18 protein-coding genes are annotated in these 17909 nt (G+C 33.6%); 17 read left to right on the top strand and 1 reads right to left on the bottom strand.

Annotation, left to right across the window (positions count from 1 at the left end):
- Genes A8B35_RS02215 through A8B35_RS02195 form a run of 5 tightly spaced genes read left to right on the top strand, consistent with a single transcriptional unit; the run spans position 1 to position 5780 of the window.
- Positions 1-1059: a polysaccharide deacetylase family protein gene (locus A8B35_RS02215; protein ID WP_068471670.1), complete on the top strand. Its 1059-nt coding sequence runs from the start codon at positions 1-3 to the stop codon at positions 1057-1059.
- Positions 1043-2227 carry a prenyltransferase/squalene oxidase repeat-containing protein gene (locus tag A8B35_RS02210; RefSeq protein WP_068471669.1) on the top strand — a complete coding sequence of 395 codons (1185 nt, stop codon included), beginning with the start codon at positions 1043-1045 and terminating at the stop codon, positions 2225-2227. Before A8B35_RS02215 ends, A8B35_RS02210 begins: the two co-directional genes overlap by 17 nt.
- A gap of 31 nt (positions 2228-2258) precedes the next feature.
- Positions 2259-2957, top strand: coding sequence for a WecB/TagA/CpsF family glycosyltransferase (locus tag A8B35_RS02205; protein WP_222844083.1), 699 nt, complete (start codon positions 2259-2261; stop codon positions 2955-2957).
- Positions 2936-4159: a hypothetical protein gene (locus A8B35_RS02200; RefSeq protein WP_068471667.1), complete on the top strand. Its 1224-nt coding sequence runs from the start codon at positions 2936-2938 to the stop codon at positions 4157-4159. Before A8B35_RS02205 ends, A8B35_RS02200 begins: the two co-directional genes overlap by 22 nt.
- Positions 4143-5780 carry a hypothetical protein gene (locus tag A8B35_RS02195; protein ID WP_068471666.1) on the top strand — a complete coding sequence of 546 codons (1638 nt, stop codon included), beginning with the start codon at positions 4143-4145 and terminating at the stop codon, positions 5778-5780. Before A8B35_RS02200 ends, A8B35_RS02195 begins: the two co-directional genes overlap by 17 nt.
- A 116-nt stretch (positions 5781-5896) precedes the next feature.
- Here the strand turns inward: A8B35_RS02195 and A8B35_RS02190 are convergent, their stop codons facing one another.
- Entirely contained in the window at positions 5897-6802 is a 906-nt protein-coding gene (locus A8B35_RS02190) for an IS982 family transposase (RefSeq protein WP_068471665.1), read from the bottom strand.
- Between the two features lie 170 nt (positions 6803-6972).
- Between A8B35_RS02190 and rfbA the strand changes: the two genes are divergently transcribed.
- The 12 genes from rfbA (at position 6973) to A8B35_RS02130 (ending at position 17909) form a co-directional block, all read left to right on the top strand.
- Complete coding sequence (rfbA, locus tag A8B35_RS02185; RefSeq protein ID WP_068471664.1) at positions 6973-7845, top strand: glucose-1-phosphate thymidylyltransferase RfbA; 873 nt, start codon at positions 6973-6975, stop codon at positions 7843-7845.
- Between the two features lie 195 nt (positions 7846-8040).
- Positions 8041-8400, top strand: coding sequence for a four helix bundle protein (locus A8B35_RS02180; RefSeq protein ID WP_068471663.1), 360 nt, complete (start codon positions 8041-8043; stop codon positions 8398-8400).
- 296 nt (positions 8401-8696) lie between these two features.
- Complete coding sequence (gene rfbC / locus A8B35_RS02175) at positions 8697-9245, top strand: dTDP-4-dehydrorhamnose 3,5-epimerase (protein WP_068471662.1); 549 nt, start codon at positions 8697-8699, stop codon at positions 9243-9245.
- A gap of 9 nt (positions 9246-9254) precedes the next feature.
- Positions 9255-10304: a dTDP-glucose 4,6-dehydratase gene (gene rfbB, locus A8B35_RS02170; protein WP_068471661.1), complete on the top strand. Its 1050-nt coding sequence runs from the start codon at positions 9255-9257 to the stop codon at positions 10302-10304.
- A 281-nt stretch (positions 10305-10585) separates the two neighbouring features.
- Positions 10586-11008 carry a DUF6266 family protein gene (locus A8B35_RS02165; protein WP_068471660.1) on the top strand — a complete coding sequence of 141 codons (423 nt, stop codon included), beginning with the start codon at positions 10586-10588 and terminating at the stop codon, positions 11006-11008.
- Positions 11009-11061: 53 nt separating this feature from the next.
- Positions 11062-11202, top strand: coding sequence for a hypothetical protein (locus tag A8B35_RS23245; protein WP_171973138.1), 141 nt, complete (start codon positions 11062-11064; stop codon positions 11200-11202).
- A 108-nt stretch (positions 11203-11310) separates the two neighbouring features.
- A complete protein-coding gene (gene gmd, locus A8B35_RS02155; protein WP_068471659.1) occupies positions 11311-12426 on the top strand; it encodes a GDP-mannose 4,6-dehydratase in 1116 nt (371 codons plus the stop codon).
- A gap of 58 nt (positions 12427-12484) precedes the next feature.
- The gene (locus A8B35_RS02150; protein WP_068471658.1) at positions 12485-12886 is read left to right on the top strand and encodes a GxxExxY protein; all 402 of its coding nucleotides are present in this window, start codon (positions 12485-12487) and stop codon (positions 12884-12886) included.
- Positions 12887-12917: 31 nt separating this feature from the next.
- Complete coding sequence (locus A8B35_RS02145) at positions 12918-14003, top strand: GDP-L-fucose synthase family protein (protein ID WP_068471657.1); 1086 nt, start codon at positions 12918-12920, stop codon at positions 14001-14003.
- A 1147-nt stretch (positions 14004-15150) separates the two neighbouring features.
- Positions 15151-15381, top strand: a complete 231-nt coding sequence (locus A8B35_RS02140; RefSeq protein WP_068471656.1) for a glycosyltransferase family protein — start codon at positions 15151-15153, stop codon at positions 15379-15381.
- A 115-nt stretch (positions 15382-15496) separates the two neighbouring features.
- Entirely contained in the window at positions 15497-16360 is an 864-nt protein-coding gene (locus A8B35_RS02135) for an N-acetylneuraminate synthase family protein (RefSeq protein WP_068471655.1), read from the top strand.
- Positions 16361-16385: 25 nt separating this feature from the next.
- Complete coding sequence (locus A8B35_RS02130; protein ID WP_068471654.1) at positions 16386-17909, top strand: lipopolysaccharide biosynthesis protein; 1524 nt, start codon at positions 16386-16388, stop codon at positions 17907-17909.

Below are 17909 nucleotides of genomic sequence, written 5' to 3'. Positions count from 1 at the left end.
ATGAATCTTTTAATAACACTCGATTACGAACTATTTGGAGATGGCTCTGGGGATGTTTTCACCCACATGATTAATCCAACAAATCAAATTCTTAAAGCATGTGCCGAATTTGATATTAAGCTAACTATTTTTGTTGAAATAATTGAATACTTAAAACTTAAAGAGCAATGGGAAGATGACAATACGATGGGGTATTCTAAAAACCCGATTAAGGCTATTAAAAATCAAATTCGAGCTGCAGCGGAGGCAGGTCATGATATACAGTTACACATACACCCACAATGGATAAATGCTAAATACTTAAATGATAAGTGGCATGTGGATTTTAGTAATTGGAGACTTGGTAGTTTTAAAACAACAAATGGATTCGGAATTAGTGAACTTATTGCCCTTGGCAAAACTGAATTAGAGAAGATTGTAACGTTAGTCGATAAAGATTATAAATGTATAGCTATACGAGCTGGCGGTTATAATATTATGCCCTCAACAGATGTTTATAAAACTATAGAAAAATTGGGTATGAAAGTAGATAGCTCTATTTATTCTGGCGGTATTGAAAATGGAAAACTATCTTCATATGATTACTCATCTATATCTAATAATATTGATTATTGGTGGGCCGATAAAAATGATATACGTAATGCATCTAAAGACAAACAAATTCTTGAGATTCCTATATTTGCTATGCAAATACCTAGGTGGAAAAAATTTTTTACTATTGAAAAGGTACTCTCAATAATTAATCAAAAGAAAGGATCTGTAAGTGCCCTCACAAAAGAAAAAACAAAAAATATAAGTTTTGCACAAAAAGTAAAATATTTAATCCAAAAAGAATCAACTCCATGGGATATTTGTGTTTGTTCTAGGTCGTTAAATAAACATTTTTTTAAGATGGCTGAAAATACATTGTCTACAAAACGCCAGAATATAGTAGTTGTTGGCCACCCTAAAAGTCTTTCTAATAAAAACACATTTGAAAACTTTTTAGAGATTAATATCCAAAGAAAGCAACCATTCAAGTTTAAAACAATTAAAGAACTATATGACGAAGTTAGATAGCAATATTGCATTTGATAAGCTTAAAGATTGGTGTATTGCAGAAGGGTTTAAAGGTTGGGATCCATATGATGGATTAAATAGTAAATTATTCCAATCAGTACCCACAAAAAACAGCCGTTTTTTTCGTTTGGCTTGGATACAGTTTTTTAAACGCTCTCCTATAAATTTCAGAAAAATTGCGTTAGTACCAAAAGGATACAATCCAAAAGCCTTAGCTTTATTTATGATGGGTGATTGTAAAAGATATGAATGTGAGCAAAATGATGGTTTAAAAAAACAAATATATTTCTTTGCTGACAAGTTAATAGAACTACAAACAAAAAGATATTCAGGTTCATGTTGGGGATATAATTTTGACTGGCAGGCGCGCGCTTTTTTTCAACCCAAAGGAACACCTACTGTTGTGGCTACTTCATTTATTGCCAATGCTTTTTTAGATGCTTACGAACTGTTTAAAGAAAAGCAGTTTCTTGACATAGCAATATCTGCAAGTAAATTTATTTTATTCGACTTAAACAAGACATTTGACAATGATGGTGACTTCTGTTTTTCATACTCCCCTGAAGACAAAAGCCAAGTTTATAATGCAAGTTTACTTGGCTCTAGATTGTTAGCTCGTGTATATTATTATACCAAAGAGGTATTATTAAAAAATGAAGCTGAAAAAAGTATAAGGTACTGTATTAAGGCACAGAAGAAGAGTGGCGCTTGGGGATATGGTACTTTACCCTACCATCAGTGGATAGATAACTTTCACACAGGATATAATTTGGAATGCATAGCTGATTTTCAGAAATATACTGGCATCAATACCTATCAAGAAAATATAAACAGGGGACTTAAATACTATTTAATTACTTTCTTTACGAATGAAGGCATACCTAAATACTATAGTAATTCAATTTATCCTATAGATATACATGCCCCTGCTCAATTAGTCGCAACACTTTATAAATTAGGCAAACTCAAAGAACATGCTGAACTAGTTAATAAAGTACTTAATTGGACAATAAAAAATATGCTTGATAAAAAAGGGTATTTTTATTTCCAAAAAACAAAACATTACACCACTAAAATACCGTATATGAGATGGGCACAAGCATGGATGTATTATGCGCTCTCTTTTTATATAAACCAATTTTCACAAGATGACACACCCAACGATTAATCTATTTAATACCAATATAGCAAATTTAACGATGTCTGAGACCTTGAATATGATTCACAATTCCATTCAGCAAGGCACAAACATGCAGCATGTTGTTGTTAATGCAGCAAAAGTAGTGGCCATGCAAACAAATGATGAATTACGTACATCAGTAAACTCTAACGACATCATAAATGCCGATGGCCAAGCGGTAGTTTGGGCGTCAAAATTAGCTGGAAAACCATTACCCGAGCGTGTTGCTGGTATTGACTTAATGGAAAACTTAGTTGAGTTGGCTTCGAAAAACAATTTCAAAATATATTTTCTTGGAGCAACGGATGAAGTTGTGCAAAACGTAGTTGATATTTATTCTAGTAAATATGGCAAACAAATCATTGCAGGTTATAGAAACGGTTACTTTAATAAGGCCGAATGGGACACGATTGCTAATGATATTGCAAATAGTGGTGCTCATATATTATTTGTGGCCATCAGTTCACCTACTAAAGAAAACTTTCTAGCACAAAATAGTGCTGTTCTAAAAAATGTGAACTTTACCATGGGAGTAGGTGGAAGTTTTGATGTAATTGCAGGTAAGGTAAAACGAGCACCCAGGTGGATGCAAAATAATGGCCTAGAGTGGTTCTATAGGGTTAAACAGGAACCCAAACGCATGTGGAAACGTTATTTAATTGGAAACACAAAGTTTATTTACTTGGTTTGTAAGGAATGTTTAAAAAAGAGCAACTAAAAGCAGGCCTAATAAATAGACAATATAGCGAGCAAATATTACTATTTATGCTCCTTTTGTTTTTTACAACAGATGCAATTAATAAGGTTGTACCGCTTGATTATATACTTGAACCATTTAGATGGTTTAATTATGCGAAAATATCTTCCCTGAGCAAAGGCCTAGCTCTTTTGATACTAGGCCCCATTATCTTCTCTCGTTTATGTAAAAGGAGTGCTATTACTATCCTTTTATTTATAATAATAAGCTTATTAGTTAGCGTGCTCTTTAATAATATGGAACACTTAATTACTTGGATCTTACGAATCTCCAAAATAGCATTACCAATAGTAATACTAACTGTTATTAGATATTTTTTTGAAAAAAAATCGCTAGCAACACGAGTAATTAACCTTTATAAAGTACTCATTACAATACAATGTTGTGTAACAATAGGAGCTTATATTTTTAGTTGGGACAAATTTCTTACATTTGGAATTCACCGTTTTGGGTACTCTGGTCTTATAGTTGCACAAAACGAAGCTACCTTTTATTATATTATTGCTAGTATATTTCTATTAAAAGAATGGCAAGTTAAAAATAAGAACTTAGACTTACTCCTACTAATTCTAGTATCTACTAGTACCCTCCTATTAGGTACTAAAGCGATATTCATATACTATCTATCCATATTAATCTACTTTATATTCACACAAAATAAGTACAACAAATTTCACTTAGTTTCAATAGCTAGTTTTTTTAGCCTTATCATAATTTACATAGGCTACTTTTTTAGTTTCTTTGATTATTACATCAATTTCGCAAAAGAAAAGGGCCTCCTAACAATGATTACCTCCTTTCGGAGTGATCTTTTCTTAGAAAGAGTTCCTCGAGTTCTTTCTAGTTGGCATTGGTATAATTTTATATTTGGTGGTGCTAACCCAGCGACTGACTTTGTAGAAATGGATTTTGTTGATCTATTTTTATTTGGTGGCATTTTAGGATCAATCTTATATCTATATATTCTATCTAAAACATTATTTTCTTTCTCTAAGTCTAACAGAATGGCATGGCTCTTAGTCTCACAATACTTTATCATAGGAGGATTAGCGGGACATGTGTTTGCCAGTGGTATCAATGCTATTTATTTAGCTATAACCTGCTATTACTTACAAGAGTTTAACAATACATCCAAGCAGTTAATTGATGATAACACCCAATAATAAACATGGCAAAAAAGCCCTTTGTTTACTCATTGCATTTATAATAAATACACATTTATTTTCTCAAGAAAAGCTGCACATTGATATCAATACTTTTGGTATTGCATCAGCACACAATAACATTCAGCCCCATTATCAACATGCCAATAATTGGGGTATCATAGCTCCTTTGGATAAATCGTCACTATTCTTACAACCGAGAATCAATTATAAGTGGATTGAGACAGATAAGTTCCTATTGAAGACAGGTATTTCTGGGGTGATAAAAAACCAATATGAAGATAGTTTCTTACAAGAAATCTATTTAAGTGGAAATATATTCCGATTAATAGATTTTTCTTTTGGTAAAGAGGCTTATACTCCTTTATCGATTAATGACACCTTAACAGTTGGCGGTTTTCTCTACAACAGCAATGCTAGACCAATACCCAGATTTACTATTGGTTTTTTTAACTATGTGTCGGTACCCTTAACCAATGATTACATTAGAATAAAAGGTGGTATATCACATGGGTGGTTAAATGACGATAGAACAGCAAGTCTTAAAAGCAATAGTGCTGATAATATTCTTTTGCATGAGAAGTGGTTCTACTTACAAATTAACACCAAGAGCATCCAACCACATATTGGTCTATCTCACAGCTCTTTAATGGGAGGAACTAGAGCCGATGGAACAAAAGTACCTCTTGACTATTGGGCTTCGTTTTTTGCAAAAGGCTCAGATCATGTTCCAGGGGATAAATATAATGCGGCTGGAGCTCACGAAGGGTTCTGGGATTTTGGTTTTGATACACAATACGGTGATCAAAAAGTAAAAATTTATTTACAAAAGCCCTTCGCCGATGGTTCTGGTATGAATATATTAACTCTAAGAAATAAAGACTTCAAAATTGGTACTCTTGTAGACATTCATGGTATTAAATGGTTTAATAAATTAAGTTTTGAACTTATTCGAACTGACTATCAATCAGGTGCAGGCATCCCTGATCCCATTTACCCAAAAGATCACGAAAAGTCGGGTCAAATAATTTGGCTTCATAAAGTTGAGGACTATGATAAGTTTATGTCTGACAATTTTGGAGAAGAAACATCTGGGTGGACCAAAAAAGACGTAACATCGTATCTTGAAACAAATTTTAATGAAGGTCATAAATACGGTGGTCGTGACGATTATAATAACAATGGATCCTATTATAATGGATGGTCATATCATCATCAAAACATAGGATTTCCTCTCTATCACAATAATGACTTAGTCAGTATGTATGCCCCGAATTGGAATACCAATAATACAGTGAGCTTTAAAAACACTAGAGTTAAAGCTATTCATATTGGTATGGAAGGGCTACTAGCTGAACAAATATCATATTTAATTAAAGCTACCTATACTATCAACTACGGTTCATATGGAGAAGAATATATTGCAAGATATAGTTGGGAAGTTAGTGATAATTATTTATACGAAGGAGGAAGAAGTCAATACTACACCAATCTGCAATTAAAATATACACCTAGGTTAATGCCGAAACTTGTTCTTAATACATCCTTATCCTATGATGGTGGTCAGCTTTATAATGCTTTTGGTTGTATGTTTGGTATTAACTATTTACCCTTTAAGTAATGATGTAACTTACATATAAAATAATAAGTAATCTAACATTATATAAGCAATGGCAACTTCATACGAGTTTGCCTTTTTTTTGTCGCAAAAATCTTCTAAAATAACGTGAGCTCGATCTAAGCAGCCTTATTAATATGGTCATTATCTATGATGTCTATATTTAAAGAGGGTTTCTTAGGTAAGAAATGATATACTATTAAACCTGCGATTAGATTTGAAAGAAAGTTTTCAAACGACCTGTGTCTCGTATGTTCAATTTGACAGATATTTTTTAGTTCATCATTTACAGTTTCAATGAGAGCTCTCTTTTTGAGAAGAACTTTATCGTGTATGTGCATCAATGCATTCTTCATGTTCTTTTTTATTTTTGTAATCATATGAATACCGTCAATAAATAAGTCTTCGAATAGGTTTTTGCTTATGTATCCCTTATCTGCAATAAGCTTTCCGAATATTTTATCATGAAAATTCTTGTTTTTTAAAGGGGCTCTATCATCCACATTACCATGAGTAAACAAGAAATCTAGAATTTCACCTTTATCATTTATAACTATGTGTAGTTTGAATCCGTAAAACCATCCCATTGAGCATTTACCTTTCTGAGCTAGGTCTTTGAATACTTTATTTTGTTTCTCTCTTTTAATATGACATGCTCTTATGGGGGTTGAATCTATGAATGATATGCCAGTACATTCACCTAGACAAGACACTTGCAAGAAAACGCTCATAGGAATAAGTACCTTTCGTTGTAGCTCAGTAAAGCGATTGTATGATACAGTTTCTGGAAAATCATCGACCATGTGTTTCTGTACATAGTTGATATAAAAATGCTTAAGATTTCTAAATTGCCCTAAGTGAAACAGTATTAAAATAGTAATAACTTCACTGTCAGACATCTTAAACTTTCGTTTGCGAGTGTTTTTACTAGTATCTTTAGTTAAAACATGGCCTTCCTTTGCTAATTCAAACTCTTTACAAAATTCATCAACTAGATAGAAAATTTCAGTAACTTTACTCATCATAAGAAACAAGGTTTTTTGTAACTATATATTTAAATGTTAGATACTTAAATATAACAAACACTTTGTTTCTTTTCTCTTAAAATAGAACTTTTCTTACGTCGAATTCACGTTAAAATAAATTTCCTACATTTGCAGAAAAGAGCTTATTTTCAAAATAACATACGCATACAATGAAAGGAATCATACTAGCAGGAGGTTCAGGAACACGCCTCTACCCCATCACAAAAGGAATTAGCAAGCAGCTTGTTCCCATCTATGATAAACCCATGATCTATTACCCCTTATCAATTTTGATGCTAGCGGGTATTACCGAAGTACTTATTATTTCCACGCCTAAAGATTTACCAAACTTTGAAGGTCTTCTTGGTGATGGCAGTGAATTAGGGATGCGTTTTGAGTACAAACAACAACCTAGTCCTGATGGATTGGCGCAAGCTTTTACTATTGGGGCAGACTTCATAGGTGATGATGATGTATGTATGGTATTGGGCGACAATATATTCTACGGACATGGTTTGCCGGAAATGTTAGCCAATGCACGAAAAAATGTTGAAGAAGAAGGTAAATCTACCGTATTTGGTTACTATGTAAACGACCCAGAACGATACGGTGTTGCAACCTTTGACCAAGAAGGAAATGTAACCTCCATAGAAGAAAAGCCAGAAAAGGCTGCCTCTAATTATGCCGTTGTTGGTTTATACTTCTACACTAATGATGTGGCTAAAATAGCGAGTGAAATTGAACCTTCGCATAGGGGGGAATATGAAATAACTACAGTAAATCAAGTATACTTAGATCAAAGCAGGCTTAAAGTAGAGTTAATGGGTCGTGGTTATGCATGGTTAGATACAGGTACGCATGAATCATTCCTTGAAGCCAGTCAGTTTGTACAAACCGTAGAAACACGTCAAGGTTTAAAAATTGCTTGCCTAGAGGAAATTGCTTATAAAATGGGCTACATTGATGCGGAACAAGTAAAAAAACTAGCTGAACCATTAAAGAAAAATGCATATGGTCAGTATTTGTTGAAGTTGGTGGAATAGGATTAAGGGTTAAAAGAGTAAAATGGGTTGAAGAGGTGAAAAATGTTAGCCTTTCACATAACTCTTAAAAAAAAACACTTCTACCCTTTTAACCCCTTTTACCTTTGCAAGCATTTATACCCCCTTTAACTTTTTGAACCTTTGCAACCACTTCTAACTTTTACAAGTCCTTTAACTCATTAAACACTCAAAACTATGAAGGTAAGTCGCTTTGAGGATTTAGTTGTATGGCGAGAGTCACGTATTCTTGTTGGTGAAATATACCGAACGTTCAATGCATCTAAGGATTTTGGATTTAAAGATCAAATTCAACGTGCCGCAGTTTCTGTTATGAACAATATTACTGAAGGCTTCAAACGACAATCCAATAAAGAATTTATCCGATTCCTTTATATCTCTCGAGCATCTTGTGGCGAGGTACGCAGCATGCTTTACGTTGCGAAAGACCTAAAATATATTGACATTACAACTTTTGAAAACCTACATGGTAAAGCACTCAAAATTAGCATCAGTATATACAATACTCATAAAATCAATAGAGAGCTGAGAAGTTAAAGAGGTAAAAAGTGTAACTAAATTAGAGGAGTGAGAAGAAAAGAGTGTAAATAGTTAAAGTAGTGGCAGGTATGCTTAGACTAGTTAAAATAGTAGAATGCGTAGAAATAGTAGAAGTGTGCTATAGTTTGAAGAGGTGAAAAATGTAACCTCTCACGTAACCCTTTTAACAAAAAACACTTCTACTCTTTTAACCACTTTTACCTTTCCAAGCATTTATACCCTTTCAAACACCTTCAACACTTTGCAGCCCTTTAGCCCCTTTAACACATACACCCATTAAAAAGTAAAATAAAATGAAATTCATTAAAACAGATATACCTGAAGTAATCATTATAGAACCCGCAGTATTTGGCGATAGCCGGGGTTATTTCTTAGAATCTTTTAATCAAAAGCAGTTTGAGGCTAATATTGGTCCCATTACTTTTGTACAAGACAACGAATCAAAATCATCGAAAGGTGTACTACGAGGATTACACTTTCAAAATCCTCCTTATAATCAGGCTAAATTAGTTAGGTGTATCGAAGGTGAAGTTTTAGATGTTGCTGTTGACCTGCGTAAAGATTCACCTACTTATAGAAAATACGTAGCTGTAAACCTTAGCGGCGATAACAAACGTCAGTTATTTGTACCACGAGGCTTTGCACATGGCTTTGTAGTTCTCAGTGAAACTGCTACTTTTGCGTATAAAGTAGATAACGACTATGCCCCTGATCATGATTCAGGCATAGCATGGAACGATGAAGAAATAAATGTAGATTGGCAGATTGATGCTTCATTAATTCAACTTTCAGGAAAAGATCAAATATTAAAACCATTAAAGGATACTGCTAATCCTTTTTAAAACAGCATTATGAGTAAAAATATATTAGTTACAGGAGGAGCCGGATTTATAGGTTCGCATGTGGTTCGCTTATTGGTAAATAAATATCCTAAATACCACATTATTAACCTCGATTTATTGACCTATGCTGGTAATTTAGCCAACCTTACTGATATTGAAAAGAAAGACAATTATACTTTTATAAAAGCAGACATCTGTGACTTTGAGCAAATGCAAGAGCTATTTAAAAAGTATGATATTGACACTGTTATTCACTTGGCTGCAGAATCTCATGTGGATAGATCTATTAAAGATCCATTTACTTTTGCTCAAACTAATGTAATGGGTACCCTAAGTCTATTGCAAGCAGCTAAGCACTATTGGGGCGATAACTACGATGAGAAACTATTCTATCATGTATCTACCGACGAAGTATACGGTTCATTGGGCGAGGAAGGTTACTTTTTAGAAACTACTAAGTACGACCCGCACTCTCCATACTCAGCATCAAAAGCCTCATCAGATCATTTTGTAAGAGCTTTTCAAGATACCTATGGTATGCCTACTGTAATTAGCAACTGTTCAAATAATTATGGTCCATATCAGTTCCCTGAGAAATTAATTCCTTTATTCATCAACAATATTCAAAATAACAAGCCCCTACCCGTTTATGGCAAAGGAGAAAATGTAAGAGACTGGCTATTTGTTGAAGATCATGCCAGAGCTATTGATATCATTTTTCATGAGGGAAAAACAGGAGACACCTATAACATTGGCGGATTCAACGAATGGAAAAACATTGACTTGATTAAAGTAATGATCAAAACGGTTGATCGCTTATTAGGCAGAGAAGAAGGAACTTCTGAAAATCTTATCACCTATGTAACAGATAGAGCTGGACACGATTTACGTTATGCTATTGATTCAACTAAACTAAAAGATGAATTGGGCTGGGAACCATCGCTTCAGTTCGAAGAAGGTATAGAGAAAACCGTAAAATGGTATCTTGAAAACAAAGATTGGATGGAAAATATCACTAATGGTGAATATGAAAAATATTACGCAGAAATGTATAAGTAGTAGGAATTTGATAGAGGAATAAATAAGTTAATAGCATTAAATGGATTAAAAGTACGCCGCAATCTACTGACTAAGCATCACTATCTATTCCTAAAAAAACCGATTCATATACGAGTCGGTTTTTTTATGCCCAATAACTCTCTAAAAAGTGTGTAGCGGATGCGCAAATAGTTCGTACTATCAAGGTATTAAACTCTTATTAAATACATTTTTTATTGAATTTAATTTGATTTTACTATGAATTGTATATAGCTTTAATATAACTCTAATACGAACTTAATATGGCTAGATATACTAAAATGATGCAGGAAGGATCTTCAGGAAAAATTGGTAGTATTGTTACTTATCAGATGTATGGAAAAGGTTATATGGGCTCTCTTCCCTCTCATTATAAAGACCAGAAATCAGAGAAACAATTAGTACAACGCCAAAAAATGCAACTAATCAATAAGTTCCTGAGTCCTATTAAAGATATTCTAAGGTTCACATTTCGGAAGGAAGCATATGGACGATCGGCATATATGGCAGCAAAATCTTATAATATACGCCTTGCAATTAGTGGTGAATACCCTGAGCAACACATTGACTATACAAAAGCCTTGGTTAGTAAAGGGGATGTATTACTTCCCACTGATGCTCAAGCAAAACGAACGGATAAGGGACTCCTGTTTGAGTGGAAATACAATATAGAAAACATCCCTTAGATACCTTAGTGGTAATTGCAAATACACGCGATGAAATAAATTGCAAATATAAAATGACCGGCATTGAACGCTTTGAAGAATCGTACCTTTGGAAGGAGAACTTCAATCTGAAAAAAGCCTTTGATATATGGTTGGTATTTCGCGATTATAAAGAACGAGGTTTTAGTAATAGCCTTTGGCTTGGTCAAACCTAATAAACACCGAAATAACTCTATTGCAAATTAACTTATATAAAACGATATTTATACCATTAAAAAATCAGTGACGAATATAAATATATCTGTAACTGAAAAACTAATAACATGTCAAAAACAGCACTTATAACCGGTATCACCGGACAAGACGGCGCATACCTAGCCGAATTTTTATTACGCAAAGGGTATATTGTTCACGGACTAAAAAGACGTTCTTCGCTTTTTAATACCGATAGAATTGATCACTTATATCAACATCCACATATCGAGAATCGAAATTTGATTCTTCATTATGGTGATATGACGGATTCAATGAACATTACTCGAATTATTCAAGAAGTTCAGCCCGATGAGATTTATAACCTTGCGGCAATGAGTCATGTGAAGGTGAGCTTTGATACGCCTGAATATACAGCAAATGCCGATGGTATTGGTACACTTCGTATCCTTGAGGCTATTCGTTTTTTAAACTTAACGGAGAAAACCAAAGTATACCAGGCTTCTACTTCTGAGTTATATGGTTTGGTGCAAGAAGTTCCTCAAAAAGAAACTACACCCTTCTACCCTCGCTCACCATATGCAGTAGCTAAAATGTATGCCTATTGGATTACAGTAAATTATCGGGAAGCTTATAACATTTATGCATGTAATGGGATTTTGTTCAACCATGAGAGCCCCTTGCGAGGTGAAACCTTTGTAACACGTAAAATTACACGTGCGGCGTCTAAAATTGCCTTAGAAATGCAAGATTGCCTTTATCTTGGTAATATGGATGCCAAGCGCGATTGGGGGCATGCCAAAGATTACGTGCGCGCTATGTGGGCGATTCTTCAACAAGAGAAACCTGAAGATTTCGTGATTGCTACGGGAATAACCACTACTGTAAGAGATTTTGTGAGAATGGCGTTCGGTGAAGTAGGTATCGAACTTGAGTTTTCAGGTGAGGCAGAAAATGAAGTAGGCAAGGTAAAAGCCTGTAATAATCCTGATTTCCAAATAGAAATTGGTAAAGAAGTGGTAAAAGTTGATCCTGCTTATTATCGTCCTACAGAGGTAGAATTACTTATTGGTGATGCCACTAAATGTAAAGAAAAACTTAACTGGGAACCAGAATATGATTTAGCAGGGTTAGTGAAAGATATGATGCAATCAGATGTTAAACTGATGCAAAAAGATAAATACCTTAAAGAAGGTGGTTACGAGACACTAAACTATTACGAATAAAGTTTATCACGAATTAAGCAAAAGTGAACAAGTTCTGTTAACTAATTTAGAGAATTAGATGACTCCGATAATTTACAAAGACGAAAGTTATAATATTATTGGGGCATGTATGGCAGTACATTCGCAATTAGGCCCTGGGTTTTTAGAGGCTGTTTATCAAGAGGCATTAGAAAGAGAATTCTTTAAACGAAAAATTCCTTTTGAGAGCCAAAAGAAGCTTAACATAAATTACAATGGTGAACGGTTAAAAAAATACTATGTAGCAGATTTTGTTTGCTATAACGCTATTGTTGTTGAAATTAAGGCTCTAAACTATCTTGGTAAAAACCAATTTGAACAAACTGGTAATTATTTGCGTGCCATCAATCATAAACTTGGTATTCTGGTTAACTTTGGTTCTAATTCTTTAATCAGTAAACGAGTTTTAACCCAAACTTTTCCTAGCAAAGAATTCGTTTAATTCGCGATAATTCGATAAAATTAGTAGGTAAATGAAATTTACAAATAAAATATATGTAGCAGGTCACCGAGGATTGGTGGGGAGTGCTATTGTAAAAAAACTTGAAGCCCTAGGGCATACCAATATAATTACACGTACTTCTTCTGAATTAGATTTGCGTAATCAAGTTGCTGTAAATCGGTTTTTCGAAGAAGAAAAGCCTGATTTTGTCTTTTTGGCTGCTGCTAAAGTTGGTGGTATTGTAGCAAATAATACCTACAGAGGTGAGTTTATTTATGAAAACATGATGATACAAAACAATGTGATTCATGCATCGTATATAAATAAAGTACAGAAGCTTCTATTTCTAGGATCAACCTGTATTTATCCAAAATTAGCACCGCAACCAATGCCAGAGGATTGTTTATTAACAGATACTCTAGAATACACAAACGAGCCTTATGCGATTGCAAAGATTGCTGGCATAAAAATGTGCGAATCGTATAATATACAGTATGGCACCAACTTCATTTCGGTAATGCCTACCAATTTGTATGGACCTAATGATAATTTCGATTTAGAGAAGTCACACGTACTGCCAGCTCTAATTAGGAAAGCACACTTAGGCAAATGCCTGCAAAAAGGTAACTGGGATGCTATTAATGCCGATTTTAACCAGAACCCCATTGAAGGAGTTTCAGGAGCAAACTCTCAAGAAGAAATCTTAAATATCCTTGCCAAATATGGCGTTTCCTTAAATGCGAAGGGTAAAGTTAGCATCGAGATTTGGGGAAGTGGCAAACCAATGCGAGAATTCTTATGGTCGGAAGAAATGGCTGACGCTTGTGTATACATAATGGGCAAAGTCGATTTTAAAGATACTATTACCGATACTAATGATATTAGAAATACACACATCAACATCGGTACTGGCAAAGAAATATCAATACGTCAATTGGCTGAAACCATACAAAATAAAGTGGGCTTTAACGGAGAACTCGTTTTTAATGCTGATAAACCTGATGGTACTATGCGTAAGTTAACGGACGTTTCTAAATTACATAGTTTAGGATGGCAACATAAAGTTGAGCTTGATGAAGGTATCGATAGAATGTATAAGTGGTATTTAAAAGGATAACTAATTATCCATAAATGAAGATAATACCTAAGGGCAAGTTCAGTTTTGAGCTTGCCTTTTTTTATTAAAAATGAGCACAATTACACAGTATGAAAAAAGAAGATTTATTACATGTCGATTTACTTAAAACAGTTTAAGAGCGGAGATGAGTTAAATTCCTTTTTAATATTTCACGATATATCTGGGCTTGTTTTAACTCTGCCTTTAAACGAGCTATTTCTTCTTTTTCAGGTGTTAGTACTGGATTTCCATTACCTTGAGAACTATCTTTTCTTAAACCCTATATTCGCGAAACCAACGTCCATCCATACCTGAATCTAAACGCAACTCTTGGGATACATCCGAAACTTCCTGCCACTTATACACAGGTTAACTACCATTGATTTTAAATTCTTTGTTGTATTTCTTTTACTTTTATTTCACTTTTATTTCACTTTCATTTCATAATGATAAAGATAAAAAAGCTTAACTAAGCATCTACACAAATGCACCTACTTCATAAGTATTAATCGAAATTTTAAAAATTACTCTTGTTTTATAGGGGGCAAAACAAAAAAGTGGTAACATTTTATTTGCAATTCCTAGTAGGAAATATTAATTTAAATTATATATCTTCATATTAGTTTATGAAAAAAGAAACTGTTACTACTTATATGTGACTCACGTGGCGAAGCTGTGCCTATTAACCAACAAATAAAACTTACAAAAACCCACTCCATTCTGATAATATTTCTGTTAAAGCAGTTATGTATTTCAGCAACAAATCTTGCAGATTTGGTTGAAAAACAAGTCAATACCCCTCAGTTAAGCGTTTTTAACACTCTCCTGGAATGGTTTATCAATTTAAAACACCTTTTATTTGTTTTGTCCTGTAAAATTAACTGGACTTTAGTAGAGGATGACTTGTCGTTATGTTATTCTGACATAGGGCGTCCTTTTATCCCTATTTGTAGAATGATTGGGTTATTATTGTTCGAAAAGGGTACCAGGGAAGAACAAGAAAAAAATTTTAGAAGGAGCATTAAATCAGTGGACTTTAGATGCTGCTATTGAATCTAATCTTAATGAAATATATGTTTTTACAGAAGATGCTAATATTATGTGAAATTTTGAGAATGAATATGTTTGGAGTAATAAGGTTAAGGTAATGGAACGTAATACTGAAAGTGTAAATGACATAACTAGTAAAGAAATGGTAATGCTTGAATGTGCTGAACGTTTGAACTATGATTTTGAACTATTAACATTAATTCAAGCAACTAGCTCTCTAATTACGTTTAGTGATATCAATACAACGTTAAGGATGGTCAAAAAGAAAGTTTTTGACTCTGCCGTGACTGTTATCGAAACCAAACAATGCATTACCTGGAATAATTAGCAAACTGATATTAAGCTTACACATAATGGATGTGATATGGCAATACGAGAAGCTGTTGGATGCATAGTAAAGCAAAATAAACGTTTTAAATAAAATCAAAACATTGATTATAAATATGAAAGAAGCAAAAGTAATAGCAGAAATTGGTTGCAACCATAAAGGTGATTTGGAGATTGCAAAAGAGCTAATAAAGGTAGCTAAAATATTTTGTAATGCTGATGTTGTAAAGTTTCAGAAGCGTAACAACAAAGAATTATTAACTAAGGAGCAATATGACGCTCCTCATCCAAATCCTGCAAATTCTTATGGCGAGACATATGGTGCCCATCGTGAGTTCCTCGAATTCAATTTAGAACAAAATCGTGAATTAAAGGAGTATTGTGAAGATTTAGGGATCGTATTCTCTACCTCAACATGGGATCTAACTTCAGCAAAAGAGATTGCGTCACTAAAACCGGAGTTGATTAAAATACCATCAGCATGTAACAACAACTATGATATGTTAACATGGTTATGCGAGAATTATCAAGGAGAGATTCACTGTTCTACCGGTATGACAACTAAAAATGAGATAGAAGATCTAGTGTCATTCTTTGAAAGTAAGGGACGCGCTAAAGATGTTGTTCTTTACAATTGTACTTCGGGTTATCCTGTACCTTTTGAAGATGTATGCTTATTAGAGATCACAAGGCTTAAAGAGAATTATGCACATCGAGTTAAGGAGATTGGTTTCTCTGGACATCATTTAGGAATTGCTATTGATGTTGCTGCATATACATTAGGTGCAACATGGGTAGAGCGCCATTACACACTCGATCGTACCTGGAAAGGAACTGACCATGCTGCTTCACTTGAGCCAGAAGGTATACGTCGTTTGGTACGTAATCTTAAGGCTACTTCAGCAGCTTTAAACTATAAGAAAAAAGACGTGCTTGATATTGAAATGGTACAACGTAAAAAGTTAAAGAATCAAAAGTAATAATTGTATTTTATGAGCAAAAAACATGTCAGTAGAAGAGAATAATAAGCGAATTGCCAAGAATACATTACTCCTATATTTTAGGATGTTACTAATACTGGGAGTATCTTTATATACGGTTCGTATTGTTCTTGAAACACTAGGTGAAGTTGATTATGGTTTGTATAATGTTATAGCAGGAATAGTTGCTATGTTTGGTTTTATAAGCAACTCTATGGCTACAGCAACTCAACGTTTTTTTTCGTTTGAACTAGGGCAAAATAATCATGAGAAACTTAATCAAACTTTTAGTGTTACCGTAATTATATACACATTCATTTCAATATTAATAGTCGTTTTAGCAGAAACGATTGGATTATGGTTTATGAAAACTCAAATGACTATCCCTTTAGATAGAGTCGAGGCTGCAAATTGGGTCTATCAATTTGCAATTTTATCATTTGTTGTTACAATAATGTCTATACCATATAACGCAGCTATAATAGCACATGAAAACATGAAGATATATGCGTATGTAAGTATCATAGAGGTAACCCTAAAGCTTGCAGTTGTATACCTATTAGTTATATTCTCGTACGATAAACTTAAGTTATATTCCATTTTGATGTTTGGGACCGTATTAACTATTAGGCTGATTTATCAGGTTTATTGTAGAAGAAGGTATTCTGAGACAAAGTTCCAGTATTATTGGGATAACGAATTATTTAAAGAACTAGTTGGTTTTTCAGGTTGGAATTTGTTTGGTACAATTGCTATTGTCCTTAAAAATCATGGAATGAATATACTCTTGAATATGTTCTTTGGTCCAATTATTAATGCCGCAAGAGGCATTGCTTTTCAGGTGAATATGGCAATAAATCAATTTGCACGGAATTTTTTAACTGCGACAAAACCCCAAATGACAAAATACTATGCACAGGGTGAAGTTAATAAGATGTTAGACCTAGTCTATAGAACATCGAAATTTGCATTCTATTTATTACTTATGCTCTCACTACCTATTTTGCTGGAGACAAAATTTATTCTTTCTATTTGGCTAAATACTACTCCTGAATATGCGGTGTTATTTACACGTTTAGTTATCGTAACTTCTATCGTGGACTCATTATCATACTCTCTTATGTCAGCTGCTCAATCTAGTGGCAAAATTAGGAATTATCAAATGATTGTTGGTACAGTAATGATTTTAAATTTACCTATATCTTATACTATTCTAAAATTAGGCTATGGGCCAGACATACCATTTTATTTGTCAATACTAAACTCTTTAATTTGTTTACTTATTAGACTTAATTTATTAAATAAAATGATCGGGCTTTCAATAAAAAGGTTCGTTATTGACATATTAATGATAATTAGTTCTGTAACACTTTTAGCATATATTTTACCTTTGATAGTTTTATTCTCGTTAGATGAAAATATCGCGAGGTTAATTTTAGTATGTATTAGTTCTGTAATTTCATGCATAGCTGTTGTCTATATCCTTGGAATTACTGTAGAAGAAAGAAAAGATTTCAATATTTATATTAAGGAAAAACTTAAGAAATAA

It is taken from the genome of Saccharicrinis aurantiacus (genome assembly GCF_001660705.2).
GTDB classification, from domain to species: Bacteria; Bacteroidota; Bacteroidia; order Bacteroidales; family Marinilabiliaceae; genus Saccharicrinis; species Saccharicrinis aurantiacus.
This window is presented reverse-complemented; position numbering and strand designations above follow the sequence as displayed.